We start from the raw sequence: 18,485 nt of genomic DNA, 5'->3' as shown, positions 1-18,485 counted from the left end.
CGAGGGCGGCGATGCGCTCGCCCTCGACGGCGAGGCGGTCGCCCTCGACGACGCCGCCGGGCAGGACCAGTCGGGCGCCGGCCAGGGCAGTACGGCCAACCGTGCTCATGCGATCACCTTTCGCTGTACGCCTGCGCGATCTGGGGCCACACTGTTCAGTCATGATTGGAGTTCGGCGAATTCAATCATGTATGGACAGGTCGATGCCGGGAGATGCCGGGAGAGACCGGGGCAGGGTGTCAGGGGCCAGCGCGTACCAGGTGGTCTTGGAGGTGGTGCAGGACAGGGGGTGTCAGGCGGTCGTGTCCGGGCGGCCCCGGCAGTATCCCCTGTCCGCGGACCCGCAGCCGGGGCGGACGCCATCGGGCCGCAGGGCGTAGCGACCGCCGACGGTGGACAGGGATAGCACCGGAGTGGACGGGGTGACGGGAGGGCACGATGAGGCCGGCTACGGCGGACGTACTGGTGGTGGGCGACGGGGTGTTGGGCCGGTCGGTCGCCTTCGCCCTCGCCACCGCGGATCCCGGGGTGCGCGTCGCACTGTCGGGCCGGCGGGCGGCCGGGGCGTCCCGGGCCGCGGGCGCGATGCTCGGCGTGCTCGGGGAGGTCACGGCGTCCGGGCTGCGCACCCCGCACGGACGGCTGCGCCTCGCCCTGGCCGTCGCGGCGGCCGAACGCTGGCCGGACTGGCGCGAGCGGGTCCGCGAGACGGCCGGCCGGCGCGCACCGGCCCGCGACGGGTACGGCAGCGGGACGTTCGTCCTGCTCAACGCCGTCTCCAGCCCGATCGACGAGCAGTCCTTCGCCGCCATCCGTACGGCCGGGCGCGACCACGCCCTACCGGTCGAGGAGGTCGAGCCCTCCGTCCTTCCGGGACACCGCCCCCTGGACAACGACCGCGCGCTGCGCGCCCTCCACCTGCCCGCGGAGGCCTACCTCGACAGCCGGCGCTGGCTCGCCACCCTTGACGCCGCACTCGCCGCGCTGCCGAACGTCGACCGCGTCCCGGCGGGCAGGGTGAGGACCGCCGGGCCCGGCTACGCGCTGCACACGAAGGACGCGACCGTCACCGCGCCCGCCCTGGTGCTCGCCGCCGGAGCCTGGACGACGCCGCTGCTCGACGCGCTCGACCCGCACCTGCCCGTCCTGCCGGTGGTCGCGGCCGAAGGCACCGCCGTCACCCTCACCGCCCCCGCCCCGCTGACCGCCGTACTGCGCACCCCCAACCGGGCGTACGCCTGCGGCCTGCACACCGTTCCCCAGGCCGACGGCACCTGGTACGTGGGCGCCTCGGCCGCACCCGCGCTCACCCCGGGCGGTGAACCGGGCGCCGGCGCGCTGCGCTTCCTCCTCGACTCCGCGCTCGGTCAGCTCCACCACGGGCTCGCCACGGCCAGGGTGCGCCGCCTGCACCACGGCAACCGACCGGTCGGCCTCGACGGCCACCCCCTCCTCGGGCCCACCGCCCGCCCCGGGCTGTGGATCGCCACCGGCACCCACCGCGACGGCCTGCACGCCTCGCCGCTGATCGCCCGGGAACTCGCCGCCGCGATCCTGGACGGCCGTCCCAGTTCCTGGCTCGCCCCTTGGCGGCCCGACCGGGCGCCGATCGCCGACTGGACCCGGGAGGCGGCCGTCGAGGAAGCCGTCGTCCAACACCGGGCGCTCGCGGCCGAATCCCGCATGCGGCCACCGCTCACCGGCGCCTGGCCCGACGCCCTCGCGGACGCCTACCGGCAGCAGCTCGCCGCCGCCTACGCCCGGCTCCCCGACGGCTTCGTCCTTCCGCCCGACCTCGCGCCCCTCGCCTACGAGCACGGCCCCGGCCTGGCCGCGCTCATCACGCGCCACCTCGGCCGGACGGTGGGCTGAGCGCGCCGGTACGGCCGCGCCGACCGCGGGCGCCCGAGGTGCTCGTCAGCTTCGGCGTGGCCAGCGTGGCCAGCGTGGCCAGCGTGGCCAGCGCGGCCGGCGCGTCGGCCGCCCGGCCCTACCCGAGTGCCGGACGGCGTCCCCAGGCCGAGATCAGCGGTGCGAGCGTCAGATCGAGTTCGCCCGCGTGGATGGCCGCCAGGTGCGCGTCGATCTCGGCGTCGTCGGCCAGGCCTGCCGCGAGCAGCTCGCCGCGCACGTGCCGGATGGTCGCCGCCTCCAGCCGGTCGCAGGCCGTCCCGCCGACCGGGAAGGAGCCCGACGCTGCGACATCCACCAAGCCGGCCTCACGCAGGGCCCGCGGCAGTGTCCGGCCGTAGCGCAGGTCGGCGCCGCGGCGCGCCAGCAGCTCCCGGACCGCGTCGCGCAGCCGGTTGGCCCGCCGCTGCGCGGGGCCGCTGTCGTCCAGGCACGCCAGTGGCTGCAGCGCGGTGTCGGCGTCCTCGACCAGCAGCCAGCCGCCGGGCCGCAGCGCTGCCGCCATCGTGGCCAACGCGCGCGCCCGGTCGGGTACATGGACCAGCACGAGCCGGGCGTGCACCAGGTCGAACGTCCCGGGCTCCGGGGCCGGATCGGCGGCGATGTCGTGCCGGCGCACCTCGTACCCGTCGCCTTCCTTCAGCCACGACGGGTCGAGGTCCGTGGCCAGCACGTGCCCGGTGTCCCCGACGACCGCCGCGAGCGCCTCCGGGATGCCGGGGCCACCGGCCCCCACTTCCCAGCAGCGCGAGCCGGCCCCGACCCCGAGTCGCTCGAAGTGCCCGCGCGTCACACCGTCGAACAGCTCGGCCAGCCAGACGAATCGCTCGCCCGCCTCGGCGCGTGCGTTGTCCAGCAGATATCCGCGGGCGGGAGCGGACTCTTCACCGGGTGCGGCAGTCCCGGTCGGATCGGTCGGATCCGGTCGGTCACCGAGGTGTGGAGGGCGGGGCGTGGAAGTCATGGATCCATGGTCGACCTTCCGGGGCCATCAGCGCCACGACGACGGGAGAGGGATGTCTCACACCGCCGGCGAAACCCCGCACGCCGGTCACGACATCCTCTGATGCTTCGTCAGGTCGCGCCTGGACCGCGCGCCCGGGTCGACCTGGATCACCGGCACCTTTCGGTCGCGCAATCATTTCCGGCCGTCATCGAATCCTTGACGGTTCGCACGGCATTCGATGCCCCTATCCTCGTGCCCGAACGCAGCTCTGTCGGAGCCAGGCAATACCCGCACGGAATTCCCGCCCAAACCACCCACGATGGGGGAATCCTCATGCCAATGCCCAAAGTCGCCCGCCTCCTTGCCGCCGCCGGCGTCGCGGCGCTGCTCCCGCTCTCCTTCGGGTCCAACGCGCACGCGGCCACGTATCTCCAGACCGTAGCGCTCGAGAACGTCACCACGGGGAAGTGCGCCGATCTGCCGGGCTACGGCTGGAACCCGCTCGACACCCAGGTCAGCCAGTACAACTGCACGTTCGGCGTGTACGACAACCAGATGTGGAACCTGGAGCAGACCCGCACCGTCGACGGGCGGGCCCTGTACCAGTTCGCCAACTACAAGAGCGGCTACTGCCTCGACCTGCCCGACTACGGCGCCGCTCCGGCCGGCGCCCACGTGTCCGTCTACACCTGCAACGCCAACCCCGAGAACGACAACCAGGAGTGGTACCTCGTCGACATCGTCGGCAACGGGGGCTACGAGATCGTCAACTACAAGAACAACCTCTGCCTGGACGTCGCCGGCTGGGCCGGCGACGGAAGCGATCGGGCCAACGACCTGCCCCTGACCGTGTACCCCTGCTACGACAGCTCGTGGCACGGCGGCGTCTACGAAGGTTACGACGACCACATCTGGCGGTTCGCCGGCTGATCACACGGCAACCCGTCGGCCCCGCACGCTCCTTCCGGAGAGTGCGGGGCCGACACCGTGGACCCGCGATCGGTCGGCCTCCGGATCTCGACCGGCTCCGCCTCCGCCTCCGCACCTCCCGGCAGGGCTCGGCCAGCCAGTGCCGGCTCGATTCCGAATTGTTGATGACACGTCAGTTCGCGACCTCGGAGATGACGTGCTCACCGCAGTGTCCTCCCGGTCGGGACGGGCCTCGACTGACAAGTCGATCACAGCTCTAGACCCCACCGGAGACGGCCAAGTACGGTGGGCGCGCCGCTGGAAGCCCGCCCCGAACGCCTTCGAGCTGACCTTCTCGGGCCGCCTGAGCGCACGCGGCAGCAATGTCTGACCGCTGCTCAAAAGGCGCTTGCACAAAAGACTTGACAAAAATGATTCCGGTGCAAAGAAGTTCATGAGGGGGATCGACAGTGACGTCGGCGAGCATGTCCAGGATCGGCCGGGTTCATCGGGCATTCGAGGAACAGGCGAGACGGACCCCGGACGACATCGCCGTGGTGGCGCAGTCGGTCCGGACCACGTACGCGGAGCTCGACCGCAGGGCCACCGCCGTGGCCCGCGAGCTGCGCCGCCTGGGCGTCGGGCGGGGGTCGCTGGTGGGCGTCTGCCTGGACCGCGACGAGTGGCTGATCCCGGCGCTGCTGGGGGTCTGGAAGTCCGGCGCGGCCTACGTGCCGCTGGACCCGGTCTACCCGGCGAGCCGCCTGGAGTTCATCGCCACGGACGCCGGGATCTCCCACCTGATCTCCTCGGCGGCCGTCCTCGATCGCCGCGGCGACGTCCTCCCGGCCACCGGCGTGGACCTGCTGCTCGTCGAGACGGTGGTCCCGGGTGCCGACGACCGCGCAGCCCTCGACGTTTCCGGCGAGCCGACGGACGCCGCGTACGTGATGTACACCTCGGGTTCGACCGGCCGGCCCAAGGGCGTGGTGGTCGAGCACCGCAACGTGACGGCCCTGCTGCGGTGGGAGTCGTCCGTGTACTCGGCCGACGAACTCCGCGGGATGCTGGCCGCGACGTCCGTCTGCTTCGACCCGTCGGTCACCCAGGTCTTCCTCCCGCTGCTCTGCGGCGGGACGGTGATCCTGGCCGACAACCTGCTCGCGCTGCCCGCCCTGCCCGCGCGGGACCAGGTCACGATGGTGTACGGGACGCCGTCCGTGCTGGCCGCGCTCGTCCGTGAGCCGCTGCCGACGGGCGTGCGCACCGTCCGCGCGGGCGGAGAACCGCTCACCCGGGCCCTGGCGGACCGGATCTACGCCAACGCCGGCGTACGACGGGTCGTCCAGAGCTACGGCCCGACCGAATGCACCGTCAGCTGCGTGACCCACGAGGTACCCCGAGCCGGGCGGGAGGAACCGCCGATCGGCTCGCCCTACGCGCAGAGCGGCCTCTCGATACGTGACCGCGCCGGGAACCCGCTCGGCGACGGCGAGGTCGGGGAACTCTGGGTGTCCGGTCCGCTGGTCAGCCGGGGCTATCTGGCCAGGCCGGAGCTGACGGCCGAACGGTTCGTCACGGATGCGGCCGGAGTCCGGCACTACCGGACCGGCGACCTGGTCCGACGGGCGGACGGGCTCCACCACTTCGCCGGGCGGATCGACGACCAGGTGAAGGTCCGCGGCTTCCGGATCGAGCCGGGCGAGGTCCAGGCGACGCTCGCGGGGCACCCGGCCGTCCGGCACGCCGTGGTGCTGGCGCCGGCCGACGAGGACGGCACCCGGCAGCTGGTGGCCTACGCGGAGTCGGCCGACCGGACGCTCACCGAGCCGCGGCTGCGTGCCTGGCTGCGGGACAGGCTGCCGGACCACCTGGTTCCCTCCCGGATCGCCGTCCTGGACCGCCTGCCCGTCGGTCCGACCGGCAAGGCCGATCGCGCCGCGCTGGCCGCGGTGGAGTTCGGCCGCGGGGTCGACACCGAGTACGCCGCCCCGCGCACCGACACCGAGCAGCGGGTCGCGGAGATCGTCGCCGGTGTCCTCGGCCTGCCGGATGTCGGCATCCACGACGACTTCGGCGCGCTCGGCGGCCACTCCCTCGCGGCCGCTCGCGTCTGCGCCGTCCTGGGCCGCGACTTCGGGACGGCCGTCTCGCTGGCGGGCTTCCTCGCCGCGCCCACCGTCGCCGGACTCGCCTCGCTGCTGCACGCCGCATCGGCCGACGGCCCGGGCACCGGGCCCGAGCCCGCGTTGGTCCGTCACGCCGGGCGGGACAGTTACCCACTGACGTCCGCGCAGCAGGGGATGTGGCTGCTGCGGCAGGTCAGTTCCGCCGAGCACGCCACGACCATCGCCTTCCGACTGGGCCTGCGCGGACTGCCGGGCACGGCGCGGCTACGGGCCGCGCTGGACGCGGTGGCCGAGCGGCACGAGGTGCTGCGCAGCGTCGTGCCGGCCGGCGTCGTGGTGGACGCCTCCGCCTCCGGTCGGGGAGCGGACGACGAACCGGTGGCGCTGGTCCGCCCGCCGGCCCCGGTGCCGTTCGAGGAGCACGATCTCAGGGGAGCGCCCGAGGCGGAGCGGGCGAGCCGGGCGGCCGAGCTGACGCGCGCGGCCGCGGGCCACGCCTTCGACCTCGCCACCGAGACACCGCTCCTCAGGGCCACTCTGCTCCGGCTCGACGACGACACCGCCGAACTGGTCGTCGTGACCGACCACGTGGCGTTCGACGGCTGGTCGATCGGCGTCCTGATGGCGGAGCTGGTCGGCAGCCTGGGCGGTGGGGCGGACCACCGGTCGAGCGGCGGCCCGGACAGCACGCCGCCGCCCGTCCAGGTCGGCGACATCGCGCTGCACGAGCGCGCGCTGGCCGCCGGGCCCGACCGGGCCGAGGAGCTGCGGGCCTTCTGGGCCCGGGAGCTGGCGGACGCCGTCCCGCCGCACGACCTCCTCTCCGCCGAGCCCGCCGGGCCCGGTCGACTGGTCGGCGAACGGCTGGCCCGCCCCCTCGACGCCGAGACGGCGGCGATGCTGCGCGAGCTCGCGGCCGACTGCGGATCCACGCCGTTCTCGATGTTCCTGACCGCGCTCGGTGTGCTGGTCGCCGGCCTCACCGGCCGGTCCGACGTCGTCCTGGGCGCAGCCGTGGCGCACCGGGCGCACCCCGAGCTGGAGGCGGTCGTCGGGCCGCTGGTCGGCATCATGCCGATCAGGCTGAGGCTGGCGGAGGGACTGTCCTTCCGGAGCGCCGTCGGCCGTGCCTCCGCCACGACCGCCCGCGTCATGGACCATCCGGGGTTCACCGTGCAGGAGGCCTTCGAGGCGGCCGGCATCGAACACCCCCGGGGAACGCTGGGCACCCCGGTCGTGCTCTCGCTCCAGCCGGCCGGCCTCCCGGTGGCGGTGGAGCACGACGGCGTTCGTCTGGAGCTGCTCGGCGAGGTGGCCAGCGGCGGGACGCAGGCGGCGCTGACCGTGTTCGTCAACGAGACGGTGCGCGGGCCCGAGCTTCAGATCGAGTACGACGTGGACCGGTTCGGTCCGGCCGACGCCGAGGCGTTCGCCGACCGGCTGCTCGGAGTCCTGCGCGCCGCGGCGGCCGATCCGGACCTTCCGCTGTCGGCCCTGGAGTTGGTGAGCGGGGCGGAGAAGGCCGCGCTGCTCGCCGCCGGCACCGGAGCGCCGCTGCCCGCCGGCGCTCCGCAGACGGTGGTGGCGGCCGTTCTCGAGCAGGCCGCCCTGCGGCCGACCTCGGTGGCCACCTCCGACGCGGCCGGCGAACTCGGCTACGCGGAACTGGCCGAACGGTCCCGGCGAGTGGCCGCGGCCCTGCTCGCGAGGAGAGCGGCCGAGCCGGCGGCAGCACCAGCGGCGGCCTTCACCGTGGGGGTCTGCCTTCCCCGCGACCGGTACCTGCCCGCGGCCCTGCTCGGCGTCCTGCGAGCCGGTGCGGCCTACGTTCCCCTGGAGCCGGACCAGCCCACCGAACGGCTGCGCGGCCAACTCGCCGACTCCGGGGCAACCGTCGTCCTCGCCGCCGAGGAGACCCTCGTGCTGGCGGGCGAGCTGGGCGAATCGGTCGGCGTCGGTGTTCTCGACCTGGGCGCCCTGACCGACCCCGGGCCCACGAGGCTGCCCGAGGCGGCGCCCGAGGATCTGGCCTACGTGCTGTACACCTCCGGTTCGACCGGCCGGCCCAAGGGCGTGGAGGTCACTCACGCGAACCTGGCGGCCTTCGTGGCCGCGATGCGGGTCAGGCCGGGCATCCGACCCGACGACGTGATGCTGGGTCTCACGTCACCGGCCTTCGACGTGTTCGGGTTCGAACTCTGGGTCAGCCTGGCCTGCGGACTCCGGCTGGCGATGCTGGACCGCAAGGCCGCGGTGGACGGGTATGCCGTCTCGCGGTTCATCGACCGGGCCGGGGTGACGCTGATGACCGCCACGCCGACCACGCTTCGGATGCTGGTCGCCGCCGAGTGGTCGGGACCAGCGGTGCGCGTCGTCAGCATCGGCGAGCCGATGGACCCTGGGCTGGCGCGCGAACTCCTGGCGAGGACAGGCGAATTGTGGAACGCCTACGGGCCCACCGAGAGCACGGTCTACTCGACCATGGCGCGGGTGGAGGCTCCCGTCGGCGAGACGGTGCCGATCGGCCGCCCGTTGGCCGGGGAGACGGCCTACGTGCTGGACGCCATGGGCCGGTTGGTGCCGCCGGGAGCCACGGGAGAGCTGTGGATCGGTGGCGCGGGCGTCGCCCGGGGCTACCGGAACCGGCCCGAGGCGACCGCGGCGGCGTTCACCGCGGATCCGTTCGCACCGGGCGCGATGCGCTACCGGACGGGGGATCTGGCCCGCTGGCGGCCGTGGGGGTCCCGCCGGCCGGAGGCTGGGGGAGGCACCCTCGACTTCCTGGGCCGCCGTGACCAGCAGGTGAAGCTGCGCGGCCACCGGATCGAACTCGGCGAGATCGAGACCGCCCTGCGCGCGGAGCCGGCGGTCGTGGACGCGGCGGTCGTGGTCCTCGGCGCCGGAGCCGACGCCCACCTGGTCGGCTACCTCGCGGTGGACCCCACGGCGGCGACCGCGGACGCCCTCGACACGCTCGCGGTGGAGGAGCGCCTGCACACCCGTGTCCCGGGCCACATGGTGCCCCGGCGGTGGGTCGTCCTCGACACCCTGCCCCTGACGGCCTCGGGCAAGGTGAACCGGGGCGCCCTCCCGGCACCCGGCCGCGAATCCGGCCGCGAACGGATCGCCCCGCGCACCGATGCCGAACTGCTGGTGGCCGAGGTGTGGGAGGCCGTGCTCGAAGTCGCCGAAGTCGGCGCCCACGACGACTTCTTCGCGCTCGGCGGGCATTCGCTGGCGGCCACCCGGGTCGCGGGCCGGCTGATGGCGGCGCTGGACTTCGCGCTGCCGGTGCGCCTGATGTTCGAACACCCGGTCCTGGCCGACTACGCCGCCGCGCTGGAGGCCCTGCTGCTGGCCGACCTCGCCGAATCGGCCGACCTCGCTGAACCAGCCCGCGCTGAACCAGCCGACCCGGCCGAACTCGCCACCCCGGCCTCCGCCACCAGAGGCGGTGCCGCATGACCGAGGTGTCCGCCGAGCGGCGGGACCCCCAGCTCACCAACGCCCTGCGGGCCCGGCTCGCCTCGGCCCGCCGCACCGCGGCCCGCAGCACCCCGGCGATACCCGTCCGGCCGGACGCGGGCGCCCCGGCCCCGCTGTCGGCCGCACAGGCACGGCTGTGGTTCCTCACCCAGCTGGATCCGGAGAGCACCGCGTACCACATCCCCGTCGCCCTGCACCTGCACGGCCCCGTGGACCGTACGGCGCTGCTGGGGGCGGTGCGGGACCTCGCCGAAAGACACCAGGTCCTTCGGAGCCTGATCCTCGAGACCGACGGCGAGCCGGCGGCGGTGGCGGGCCCGGCGGACGCGGTGCCGCTGACCGAGGTCGATCTGACCGGGCCGGGGGAGCGGGAGTCGCTGGACCGCCGCCTGATCGAGGACCTGCGCAGGCCGTTCGACCTGGCCGTGGAACCGCCCTTGCGGGCGACGCTGCTCCGGCTCGGCACCGACGAGCACGTCCTGGCACTGACGGTCCACCACATCGCCTTCGACGCCTGGTCGAGGACGGTCGCGGTGGCGGAACTGGCGGCACTCTACTCGGCGCGGTTCGGGCTGGCCGAGCCTCCGGCACCGCCACCGGTCCAGTACGCGGACTACGCGCACTGGCTCTCCCGGCGGCCGGAGGAAGGGGACCGCGCGGAGACCGACCTGGCCTGGTGGGTCCAGGCGCTGTCCGGTATGGAGCCGGTCCTGGACCTGCCCACCGACCTGCCCCGCCCACCGATCGCGGACCGGACGGGCGCGGAAGTGCCGGTGATCCTTCCGGCCGCCCTGACCGCCAAGGTGCGCGGGCGGGCTGCCGAGGTCGGCTGCACGCCGTTCATGGTGCTGCTCGCGGTCTGGCAGGAACTGCTGGCCCGGCTGTCGGGCGTCGACGACGTGCCGGTCGGCGTGCCCGAGGCGGGACGACGGCATCCCGACACCGAGCACACCGTCGGTTTCTTCATCAACACCCTGACCATGCGGACCGACCTGTCGGGCGGGCCGAGCGGCCGGGAGCTGCTGACCCGGGTGCGCGACGTGGCGCTGGAGGCCTTCGCCCGCACCGAGGTCCCGTTCGAGCGGATCGTGGACCGGCTGCGCCCGGCTCGCGACCTCTCCACCACGCCGATCTTCCAGGTCCTCCTCAACGTGATCGACACCCCGACGCCGGCGCCGCGCTTTCCGGGCCTGACGGCGAGGGTCTTCGCACCGCCGGCGACAACGGCCAAGTTCGACCTGAACCTGGCCTTCGCGGCCACCTCCTCGAGCGGCACCGGCGACACCGGCGACACCTACGAGGGATCGCTGATCTACCGCACCGACCTCTTCGAGCGGCACACCGCCCGGCGGATCACCGAGTGGTACGCGGTCCTGCTGGACGGCGTGCTGTCCGATCTCGACCGCCCCGTGCGCGAGGTGGCCGTGGAACCGGTGGACGGACCGCTGCTGTCCGGGCCGCGCCGGCAGTTCGACCTGGAGCAGCCGCTGCACGCGCTGGTCGAGCGCTGGGCGGCCGAACGGCCCGACGCGACGGCCGTCGTGGGCCCCGATGGTGAACTCACCTACGGACAGCTGGACCGGCGGGCGAACCGGCTCGCGCACCGGCTGCTCGCGGCCGGGGTCGGACCGCAGGAACCGGTCGCCGTCCTGGCCGACCGCCGGACACCGCTCGTGGTCGCCCTGCTCGCCACCCTCAAAGCCGGCGCGATCTACCTGCCCCTCGACCCCGCGTACCCGGACGACCGGCTGGCCGACATCCTGTCGACGGCGGGCGCGCGATTCGTCCTCGTGGAACGGGAGTTCGCCCAGCGCCTCCCGGGGCGCAGTGCGGACATCGCCGGCACCCCCGCAGAGCTGCTGATCCTCGACGACCCGTCCGACCCGTCCGACCCGTACGATCCGTCCGCCCCGGATTCGTCACCGGAACAGCCCGGCGGAGCACCGGGCGTGGCCGTCGACCCGGCCGGGCCGGCCTACCTGATCTTCACCTCGGGCTCGACCGGCCGCCCCAAGGGCGTCACCGTCGAGCACCGGCAGATCGTGCACTATCTGCACGCGGTGACGGAGCGACTGACCGGCTGCGGTGTCGCGGGGGGCTCGTTCGCCCTGGTGTCGACCCACGCGGCCGACCTCGGCATGACCAACCTGTTCGGCGCGCTGACCACCGGCGGCACGGTGCACCTGGTGGACCGTGAGGTGGCCACCGACCCGGAGGCGTACGGGGAGTACCTGGAGGCGCACCCGGTCGACGCGGTCAAGATGGTGCCGAGCCACCTGGAACTGCTCGCCGCTCACGGGGACCTCGGCCGCGTGCTGCCCCGCAAGCTGCTCGTCCTCGCGGGAGAGGCGTGCTCCTGGGACCTGGTGGCCAGGATCCGGACCGCGCGGCCCGAGCTGGCCGTGCAGGTGCACTACGGCCCCACCGAGACCACGGTGTCCGTGCTCGGCTGCGCGGTGGAGGAGACCCCGCCGGCCCGGCGTTCGGGGACGGTTGCGATCGGTCGACCACTCGCCGACGTGGACTGCTACGTGGTCGACCCCGGCGGCCGGCCGCTGCCCGCCGGGGTGCCCGGCGAGCTGTGGATCGGCGGGCCGAGCGTGGCGCGCGGCTACTTCGGCCGCCCCGACCTGACCGACGAGCGCTTCGTCCCCGACCCGGTGACCGGCACCGCGCGGTGCTACCGCTCCGGAGACCGGGTCCGGCTGACCGCGGCCGGCCTGTTCGAGTTCCTCGGCCGGATCGACGACCAGGTCAAGATCCGCGGCTTCCGGGTGGAACCGGGCGAGGTCGCCACCGCGCTGCGTGACCTGCCCGAGATCGCCGAAGCCGTGGTCCTGCCGGTCGGCGAGGCCCACGTCAGGCGGCTCGCCGCCTGGGTGACCCCCGCGGCGCCGGCGTCCGGCGTGGACGTGGCACGCGTGCGCACGGCCTTGCGCGAGCGACTGCCCGACTACATGGTGCCCTCGGCGATCGTCGTGCTCCCCGCACTGCCGCTCAACCCCAACGGAAAGGTGGACCGGTCGGCCCTGCCCGCCCCCGAGCCGGCGGCGAGTACCGAGCACATCGCCCCGGGCACGCCGACCGAAGTGCGCGTCGCACACGTCTGGGCACAGGTCCTCGACCTGGACACCGCCGACGGCATCGGCATCGACGACGACTTCTTCGCCCTCGGCGGGGACTCCTTCCGGGCGGTGCGCGCCGTGCGGGCGATCGACCCGACGCTACGGGTGATCGACCTGTTCACCCGGCCGACCGTTCGCGAGCTGGCCGCGTTCCTCGACGCGGCAGCAGCGGACGGGCCCGACGGCGAGCGCCGCCTGCTGCACCGGCTCGCGGGCCCCCCGCCCGGCCGACTCCCGACCGTCACCGTGGTGTGCCTCCCCTACGGCGGCGGTTCGGCGGCCGCCTACGGCCCGCTCGCCACGGAACTGGCCACGGCGATCCCCGGCGCGGCCGTGCTGGCGGTGGAACTGCCGGGACACGATCCGGCACGGCCGGACGAGCCGCTGCTCCCGCTGACCGTGCTGATCGACCGGGTCGTCGCCGAGCTGGCCGAGCCGGCCGACTCCGCCCCGGGGACGGGTGGCCGCGTCGGCCCGGTGGCGGTGTACGGCCACTGTGTCGGCTCGGCCGCGGCCACCGAACTGGCGCTGCGCCTGGAGGCCGAGGGTGTCCCGGTGACGGGCCTGCTGGTCGGCGGGAGCTTTCCCGGCGCGCGACTGCCGGGGCGTCTGTCGACCTGGCTGCGCAGCAGGTTCCCGGCCACCCGCTGGACCTCGGACCGGGCCTACCGGGACTTCCTGCGCACCCTCGGCGGCATGGATGACGACGGCGACGGTGACGGGGAAACGGCCGAGGTGGCCGAAGCGGCACAGCGGACCATGCTGCGCGCCCTGCGGCACGACGTGGACCAGGCGCAGGGCTGGTTCACCGGTGAACTGACCAGGCCGGACGCCCGCAGGCTGCGCGCCCCGGTGCTCTGCGTGATCGGCGAACGCGACCGGTCCACCGAGCTCTACGAGGAGCGGTTCACGGAGTGGGGAGCCTTCGCCGACCGGGTCGAGCTGGCCACCCTCCCCAGGGCGGGCCACTACTTCCTCAAGCACCAGGCCGCCCAGCTCGCCGCGCTGATCGGCGAGCGGCTCGGCGCCTGGGCCGGCGGCCTGCTGCCGGAGCCGGTCGCCGACGTCACGGTCGTCGGCCGGAGGGCGCAACGTGACCTCCGGGACTTCTACGTCGTCGCCGCGGGCCAGACGGTCTCCCTGATCGGCAGTGCGTTGACCTCGTTCGCCCTCGGCGTCTGGGCCTACCAGCGCAGCGGGCGGGTCCTCGACTACGCGCTGATCAGCATGCTCGCCATGCTCCCGGCGATCGTCGCGGCGCCGCTGGGCGGCGCGGTGGCGGACCGGATCGACCGCCGCCGGGTCATGCTCACCTGCGACGCCGTCTCCGCGACCGCCACGGTGTCCCTGGTGGCCGCACTGTGGAGCGGCAGCCTGGCGCTCTGGCAGGTCGGTCTGATCGTGGGCGTCATGTCGCTGGTGACGGCGTTCCGGCGACCGGCCTACCTGGCCGCCGTCGCCCAGCTCGTCCCCAAGCCCTACCTGGTGCAGGCCAACGGGCTGGCCAACCTCGGTGCCGGCCTGGGGACGCTGATCGCCCCACTGGCCGGCGGCGCGCTGATCGGGCTGGTCGGCCTGCCCTGGGTGGTGGCCGTGGACGTCGCGTCGTTCCTCGTCGGCCTGGCCGCGCTGCTGTGGGTGCGCTTCCCCGACCGGCTCTTCCGCCGGCAGCAGGAGACCTTCGCCCGGACCGTCGTCGGCGGCTGGCGGTTCCTGATCCGGCGGCGTCCGCTGATGGTCATGATCGTGTTCTTCATGGTGGAGAACTACCTGGGCACGCTCGCGGTGACGCTGGTGGTCCCGAGCGTGCTCTCCTTCAGCGGCACCACGGCGGTGGGCGTGGTCACCGCCCTCGGCGGCGCGGGGGCCGTGGCGGGCAGCCTGATCGTGGCGCTGTGGGGCGGTACCGCGCGGCGGGCGACCGGCATGGTGGGATTCGTGGGCGGGGTCGGCCTGGGCGTCGTCCTGGTCGGCCTGCGTCCGTCGGTGACGCTGGCGGCCGTGGGCGCACTCGTCTGGTGGGCGTCCATGAGCATCCTCAACGCGCACTGGCTGGCCATCATCCAGCTCAAGGTCGGCCCGGAGCTCCAGGGCCGGGTGCTCGCCACTAACCAGATGCTCGCCGTCGCCATGACCCCGCTGGCCTTCCTCACCGCCCCACCCCTCGCCGAGTGGTTCTCCGGTCTGCTCGACCCGGGAGGAGTGCTGGCGGACACCGTCGGCCGAGTGCTCGGCACCGGGCCGGGCCGCGGCACCGGCCTGCTCCTCGTCACCTGCGGACTGCTGCTGATCGCCTGGGCCGTCCTGGGCCTGCGCTACCGGCCCCTGCGGTACATGGAGGACGAGCTGCCGGACGCCGTCGCCGGTGCGGAGATCGCCGAGGACCTCGACACCCTGCAGGCCGCGGCCGACCGCGCCCTGCCCGGCGGGGGGCGGTGATCGGACCGGCCTCCCGGCGGAAGCCGGGGTGAGGGGCGCCCGGCACCGGTCAGGCCGCCGCGTCGATCAGGCCGAGTTGGGCCGCCCGCACGCCGGCCTGGAACCGGGATCCGGCGTCGAGCTGGGTGAGCAGGGCGGCCACGTGCCGACGGTAGGTGCGCACCGACAGGCCCAGCTCCCGGGCGGCCCGCTCGTCGGTGTAGCCCTGGCTGATCGCCTGCAGGACGCGCACGGAGCATTCGTCGGCCGTCCAGCTCCGGTGGGCGGCCGCGAGGTCGGTGGACTGGGCCCAGACGGCGTCATGGAGGAGGGAGATGGCCTGGACGGCCTCCGGACCGGAGATCACGGTGAGTGGCGCGTTGCGGTCCGAGGCCAGCAGGCCGACCAAGCCGTCGGTGATCACGGCGGTGGGCAGCCCGCAGGGGGAGACCCGTATCCGCGCTCCGGCGGTGGCGAGCTCGGTCAGTTTGGCCAGGGTCTCCCCGTCCTGGAGCAGTGTGCTGGTGATCAGCATCCTGACCTCGCCTCCCCGGGCCAGGAGTTGGGTGTGCAGCCGGTCCAGGAGCGGGTCGTTGAACTCGTGCGGCCCGTCGGCGTAGCTGGTCTGGGCTCTGACCACGCGGTGGCTGCACTGCTGGACCAGGCGCGCGGCGACCGAGTGGGCATCCTCGGCGGTTGCGTCGGGGCGGGGGCCGCTCGCGATGCCCCCGGAGAGCCGGCCGGCCATCTCCGCCACCTGCAGTGCCAGGTCGCGCAGCGCCGGCAGGGTGGGAGAGTTGAGGTTCTTGAACGACGTTCCGATGCTGGTCAATTGCCTCTCCGCAGGTCCGTATGGCCGAGCTCGTCCGGGCGCGCGCGGCGGCCCGGCGGTCGGCGGTGGTGGGAGGTGGGGACCAACGGTCGGACGCGCGGGGCCCGGGTGGGCGCGACGTCCGGGCGGTCCGAGGCCCGGCCACCGCAGCGAGGGGTGCGGGGCCGGCCCGGTCGGCGCTGTCAGCCCCAGCCGAGGTCCGTGGGCGGCGAGCCCGCGGTCGTGGTCGAGATGTCGGCCAGGGCAGCTGCGAACATCCGGCGGACGATGCTCATGATGGTCCCCCCTCGAGTCCTTCTCGTTGTCGGTTCGTGATCAACCGCAACCACTCCAGCATGCCCAGTCGCAGGCACCGCTTCCCATCGCCCTGGGCTATCTTCTTTCGGCCTGCACACATTCGCCAGGGAGAAAGCACGTGTTAAATCAGGAAATTCCGGGCGTGGCTCGTGCGCCACTCAGTGAATCCGCCGAAATCCTCTACGGCTTCACGCTCCGGCAGTCCTCTCCGCCGACCCCCGCCGAGGCGGGGCTCGATCTGAACCTGACAGATAATCAAGTCGATGGAGCGATAGCGGAATTGCTCAGGCTGAAGCTGCTGCGGGCCGGTGCCGCCGATGCCGGTCGGCTGGTGGCGGTGCCCCCGGAAGCCGCCCGCATCCGGATGCTGGCACCGGTGCTGCAGGATCTGGCGCGGCAGCAGCGGGAGGCCGACCGGCTCTGGTCCGCCTACACCGGCCTGGTGGCCGTCTATCAGGAGAAGGTGCTCCGTGGTGCCCGGTCGTCGCCGATCGAGCCCGTGCTGGGTGTCAGCGCGGCGCGTGGCGTGATAGCCGAGCTCGCGGCGGCGAGCCTGCACGAGGTGGTCGCCTCCCAGCCCGGCGGGGCCCGGGACCAGGGGGCCCTGGCGGAGTCGCTGGAGCGCGCCGATGAACTCCTGGCGCGCGGCGTCAAGCTGCGCACGCTCTACCAGCACCCCGCCAGACACAGTCAGCCCACGCTGACCTTCGTCGAGCACGTGACCGGCCGGGGCGCGGAGGCGCGGACCACCAGCAACGACTTCGTGCGCCTGATGATCTTCGATCGGACGGTCGCGTTGATCGAGCTGCGCGACGATCCGCTGAGCGCGGCGGTGGTGCGCGATCCGAGCGTGGTCGACTTCATGCACGCGGCCTTCGAGTTCGCCTGGTCGAGCGCGCTGCCGCTGTCCCCCGGCTATGACCGCAGCATGGTGGAGATAGCGTCGGACGACACCAAGGCGATGATCGTCAGCCTGCTGGTGGACGGCATCGACGATCGCGCGATCGCGCGCCGCCTCGGGATCTCCATGCGCACCTGCCAGCGCCACATCTCCGAGATCATGCGGCGGCTCGGCGCGAAGAACCGACTGCACGCCGGCTACCTCCTGCACCAGCTGCAGGACCGGGAGATCCACTGATCCGCGTTCCGGGTGGGACCTGCTGATCCGCGTTCCGGGCGGGACCCACCCGCCCGGGAATCGATCCGGCGCTCCGTCAGCTGCGAGCGCGGGCGATCGGGACGATGCAGAGCAGGGCGACGGCCGTCACCGCGGCGGTGAAGACGGCGGCGGTGTTGAGCAGGGTGGTGGCGCCGAGCAGGAGCCCGGTGCCGACCACTGGCAGGGACAGCCCGACGTAGGCGGAGGTGAAGTAGCCGGAGACCAGTTGGCCGGCCTGGTCGGGGCGGGCGTTGGCGGAGAGCAGGGCCAGGCCGGAGCGGAAGGCGAGTCCGCTGGCCGAGCCGAAGACCACCGCCCCGCCCAGGAAGAGCGACAGCGAGACGGCTGGGATCGCCGCGACGATCAGCGCCAGCCCGGCCGGGAGGACGGCCATGCCGACGATGACGCCTGTCCGGGGTGCGACCCTGCTGCCCCAGACCTGGGCCAGCGCGGCCGCTGTGAAGGCGGTGCAGGGGGCGACACCGACCATCAGGTGGTTGGTGATGTGCAGGCCGTCCCGCAGGAAGGTGCCGGCCAGAGCGGCGAGCAGGCCGAGGGCCGCGAACGAGCCGAGCGCGGCGAGCGCCGAGGAGGCGAACGCCGACCGGTGTTCGGCCGGGATGCGCAGGCGCTGCGGGCGGAGGGAGACCGGGCCGGCGGCGCGCACGACGGTCTCCGGCAGCGCGAGCACGGCGAACCCGGGCAGTAGCAGGGCGGCCAGCACCAGGTACGGAAGGAGCATCGGGCCGGGGCCGTACTGGATGAGGATGCCGGAGAGCATCGGTCCGATGCCGAGGCCCGCCATGTTGGTTGCCGAGGCCACCAGGGCCGCCTTGCGTCGGTCGGCCAGCAGCTCGCCGAGGTACGCCGTCGCCGTGCCGGAGGACAGGCCCACGGCGAAGCCGCACAGCAGCCGCCCGCCCAGGATGCCGGGCAGGGTGGGCGAGGCGGCGAACAGGGCGCAGCTGAGCAGGCCCAGACAGAGGGCTGCCAGCAGGATCGGGCGGCGGCCGATCCGGTCCGACATGCCGCCGAACAGCAGCAGCGTGCACAGCGTGCCGAGCGCGTAGGTGGCGAACACCGCCGTCACCAGCAGCGGGGTGAGCCCGAGCCTGTGCGCGTAGAGCGGATAGATCGGGGTGGGCACGGTGGCGCCCGTGATCACGGTGCACATCAGCCAGGTCACGACCCAGGCGGCCCGGGTCCGTCGGCTGGGGTCCGGGACGCCCGCGGCGGCTCCCGGCCCCGGCTGGAGGGTCTTCTCGACTGCCAT

At 73.8% G+C, this 18,485-nt stretch carries 8 protein-coding genes; 5 read left to right on the top strand and 3 right to left on the bottom strand.

Translation table 11 applies throughout. The features are described 5' to 3' along the window. Nucleotides 1-438: 438 nt before the first annotated feature. Complete coding sequence (locus tag ABZ449_RS34265; RefSeq protein WP_360353920.1) at nucleotides 439-1,872, top strand: FAD-binding oxidoreductase; 1,434 nt, start codon at nucleotides 439-441, stop codon at nucleotides 1,870-1,872. Between the two features lie 118 nt (nucleotides 1,873-1,990). On the opposite strand, the gene ABZ449_RS34260 is transcribed toward ABZ449_RS34265, so the two are convergent. Next, entirely contained in the window at nucleotides 1,991-2,875 is an 885-nt protein-coding gene (locus ABZ449_RS34260; protein ID WP_360353918.1) for a methyltransferase domain-containing protein, read from the bottom strand. A 321-nt stretch (nucleotides 2,876-3,196) separates the two neighbouring features. Here ABZ449_RS34260 and ABZ449_RS34255 point away from each other — a divergent pair, with 321 nt between their 5' ends. The 3 genes from ABZ449_RS34255 to ABZ449_RS34245 all read left to right on the top strand — a co-directional run bounded on the left by ABZ449_RS34255 (nucleotide 3,197) and on the right by ABZ449_RS34245 (nucleotide 14,945). Continuing rightward, nucleotides 3,197-3,787: an RICIN domain-containing protein gene (locus ABZ449_RS34255; RefSeq protein WP_360353916.1), complete on the top strand. Its 591-nt coding sequence runs from the start codon at nucleotides 3,197-3,199 to the stop codon at nucleotides 3,785-3,787. Nucleotides 3,788-4,251: 464 nt separating this feature from the next. After that, entirely contained in the window at nucleotides 4,252-9,360 is a 5,109-nt protein-coding gene (locus ABZ449_RS34250) for an amino acid adenylation domain-containing protein (RefSeq protein ID WP_360353915.1), read from the top strand. Next, the gene (locus ABZ449_RS34245; protein ID WP_360353913.1) at nucleotides 9,357-14,945 is read left to right on the top strand and encodes an amino acid adenylation domain-containing protein; all 5,589 of its coding nucleotides are present in this window, start codon (nucleotides 9,357-9,359) and stop codon (nucleotides 14,943-14,945) included. The genes ABZ449_RS34250 and ABZ449_RS34245 overlap by 4 nt, the downstream gene beginning before the upstream one ends. A 49-nt stretch (nucleotides 14,946-14,994) precedes the next feature. Here the strand turns inward: ABZ449_RS34245 and ABZ449_RS34240 are convergent, their stop codons facing one another. Continuing rightward, nucleotides 14,995-15,756, bottom strand: a complete 762-nt coding sequence (locus ABZ449_RS34240) for a hypothetical protein (protein ID WP_360353912.1) — start codon at nucleotides 15,754-15,756, stop codon at nucleotides 14,995-14,997. A gap of 415 nt (nucleotides 15,757-16,171) precedes the next feature. On the opposite strand from ABZ449_RS34240, the gene ABZ449_RS34235 reads away from it, so the two are divergent. Beyond that, entirely contained in the window at nucleotides 16,172-17,191 is a 1,020-nt protein-coding gene (locus tag ABZ449_RS34235) for a helix-turn-helix transcriptional regulator (protein ID WP_360353910.1), read from the top strand. Between the two features lie 76 nt (nucleotides 17,192-17,267). On the opposite strand, the gene ABZ449_RS34230 is transcribed toward ABZ449_RS34235, so the two are convergent. After that, a complete protein-coding gene (locus tag ABZ449_RS34230) occupies nucleotides 17,268-18,485 on the bottom strand; it encodes an MFS transporter (protein ID WP_360353909.1) in 1,218 nt (405 codons plus the stop codon).

It is taken from the genome of Kitasatospora sp. NPDC005856, from assembly GCF_040629945.1.
Classification (GTDB): domain Bacteria; phylum Actinomycetota; class Actinomycetes; order Streptomycetales; family Streptomycetaceae; genus Kitasatospora.
Note: the sequence above shows the minus strand (reverse complement) of the source record. Positions and strands in the feature narration are given on the sequence as shown.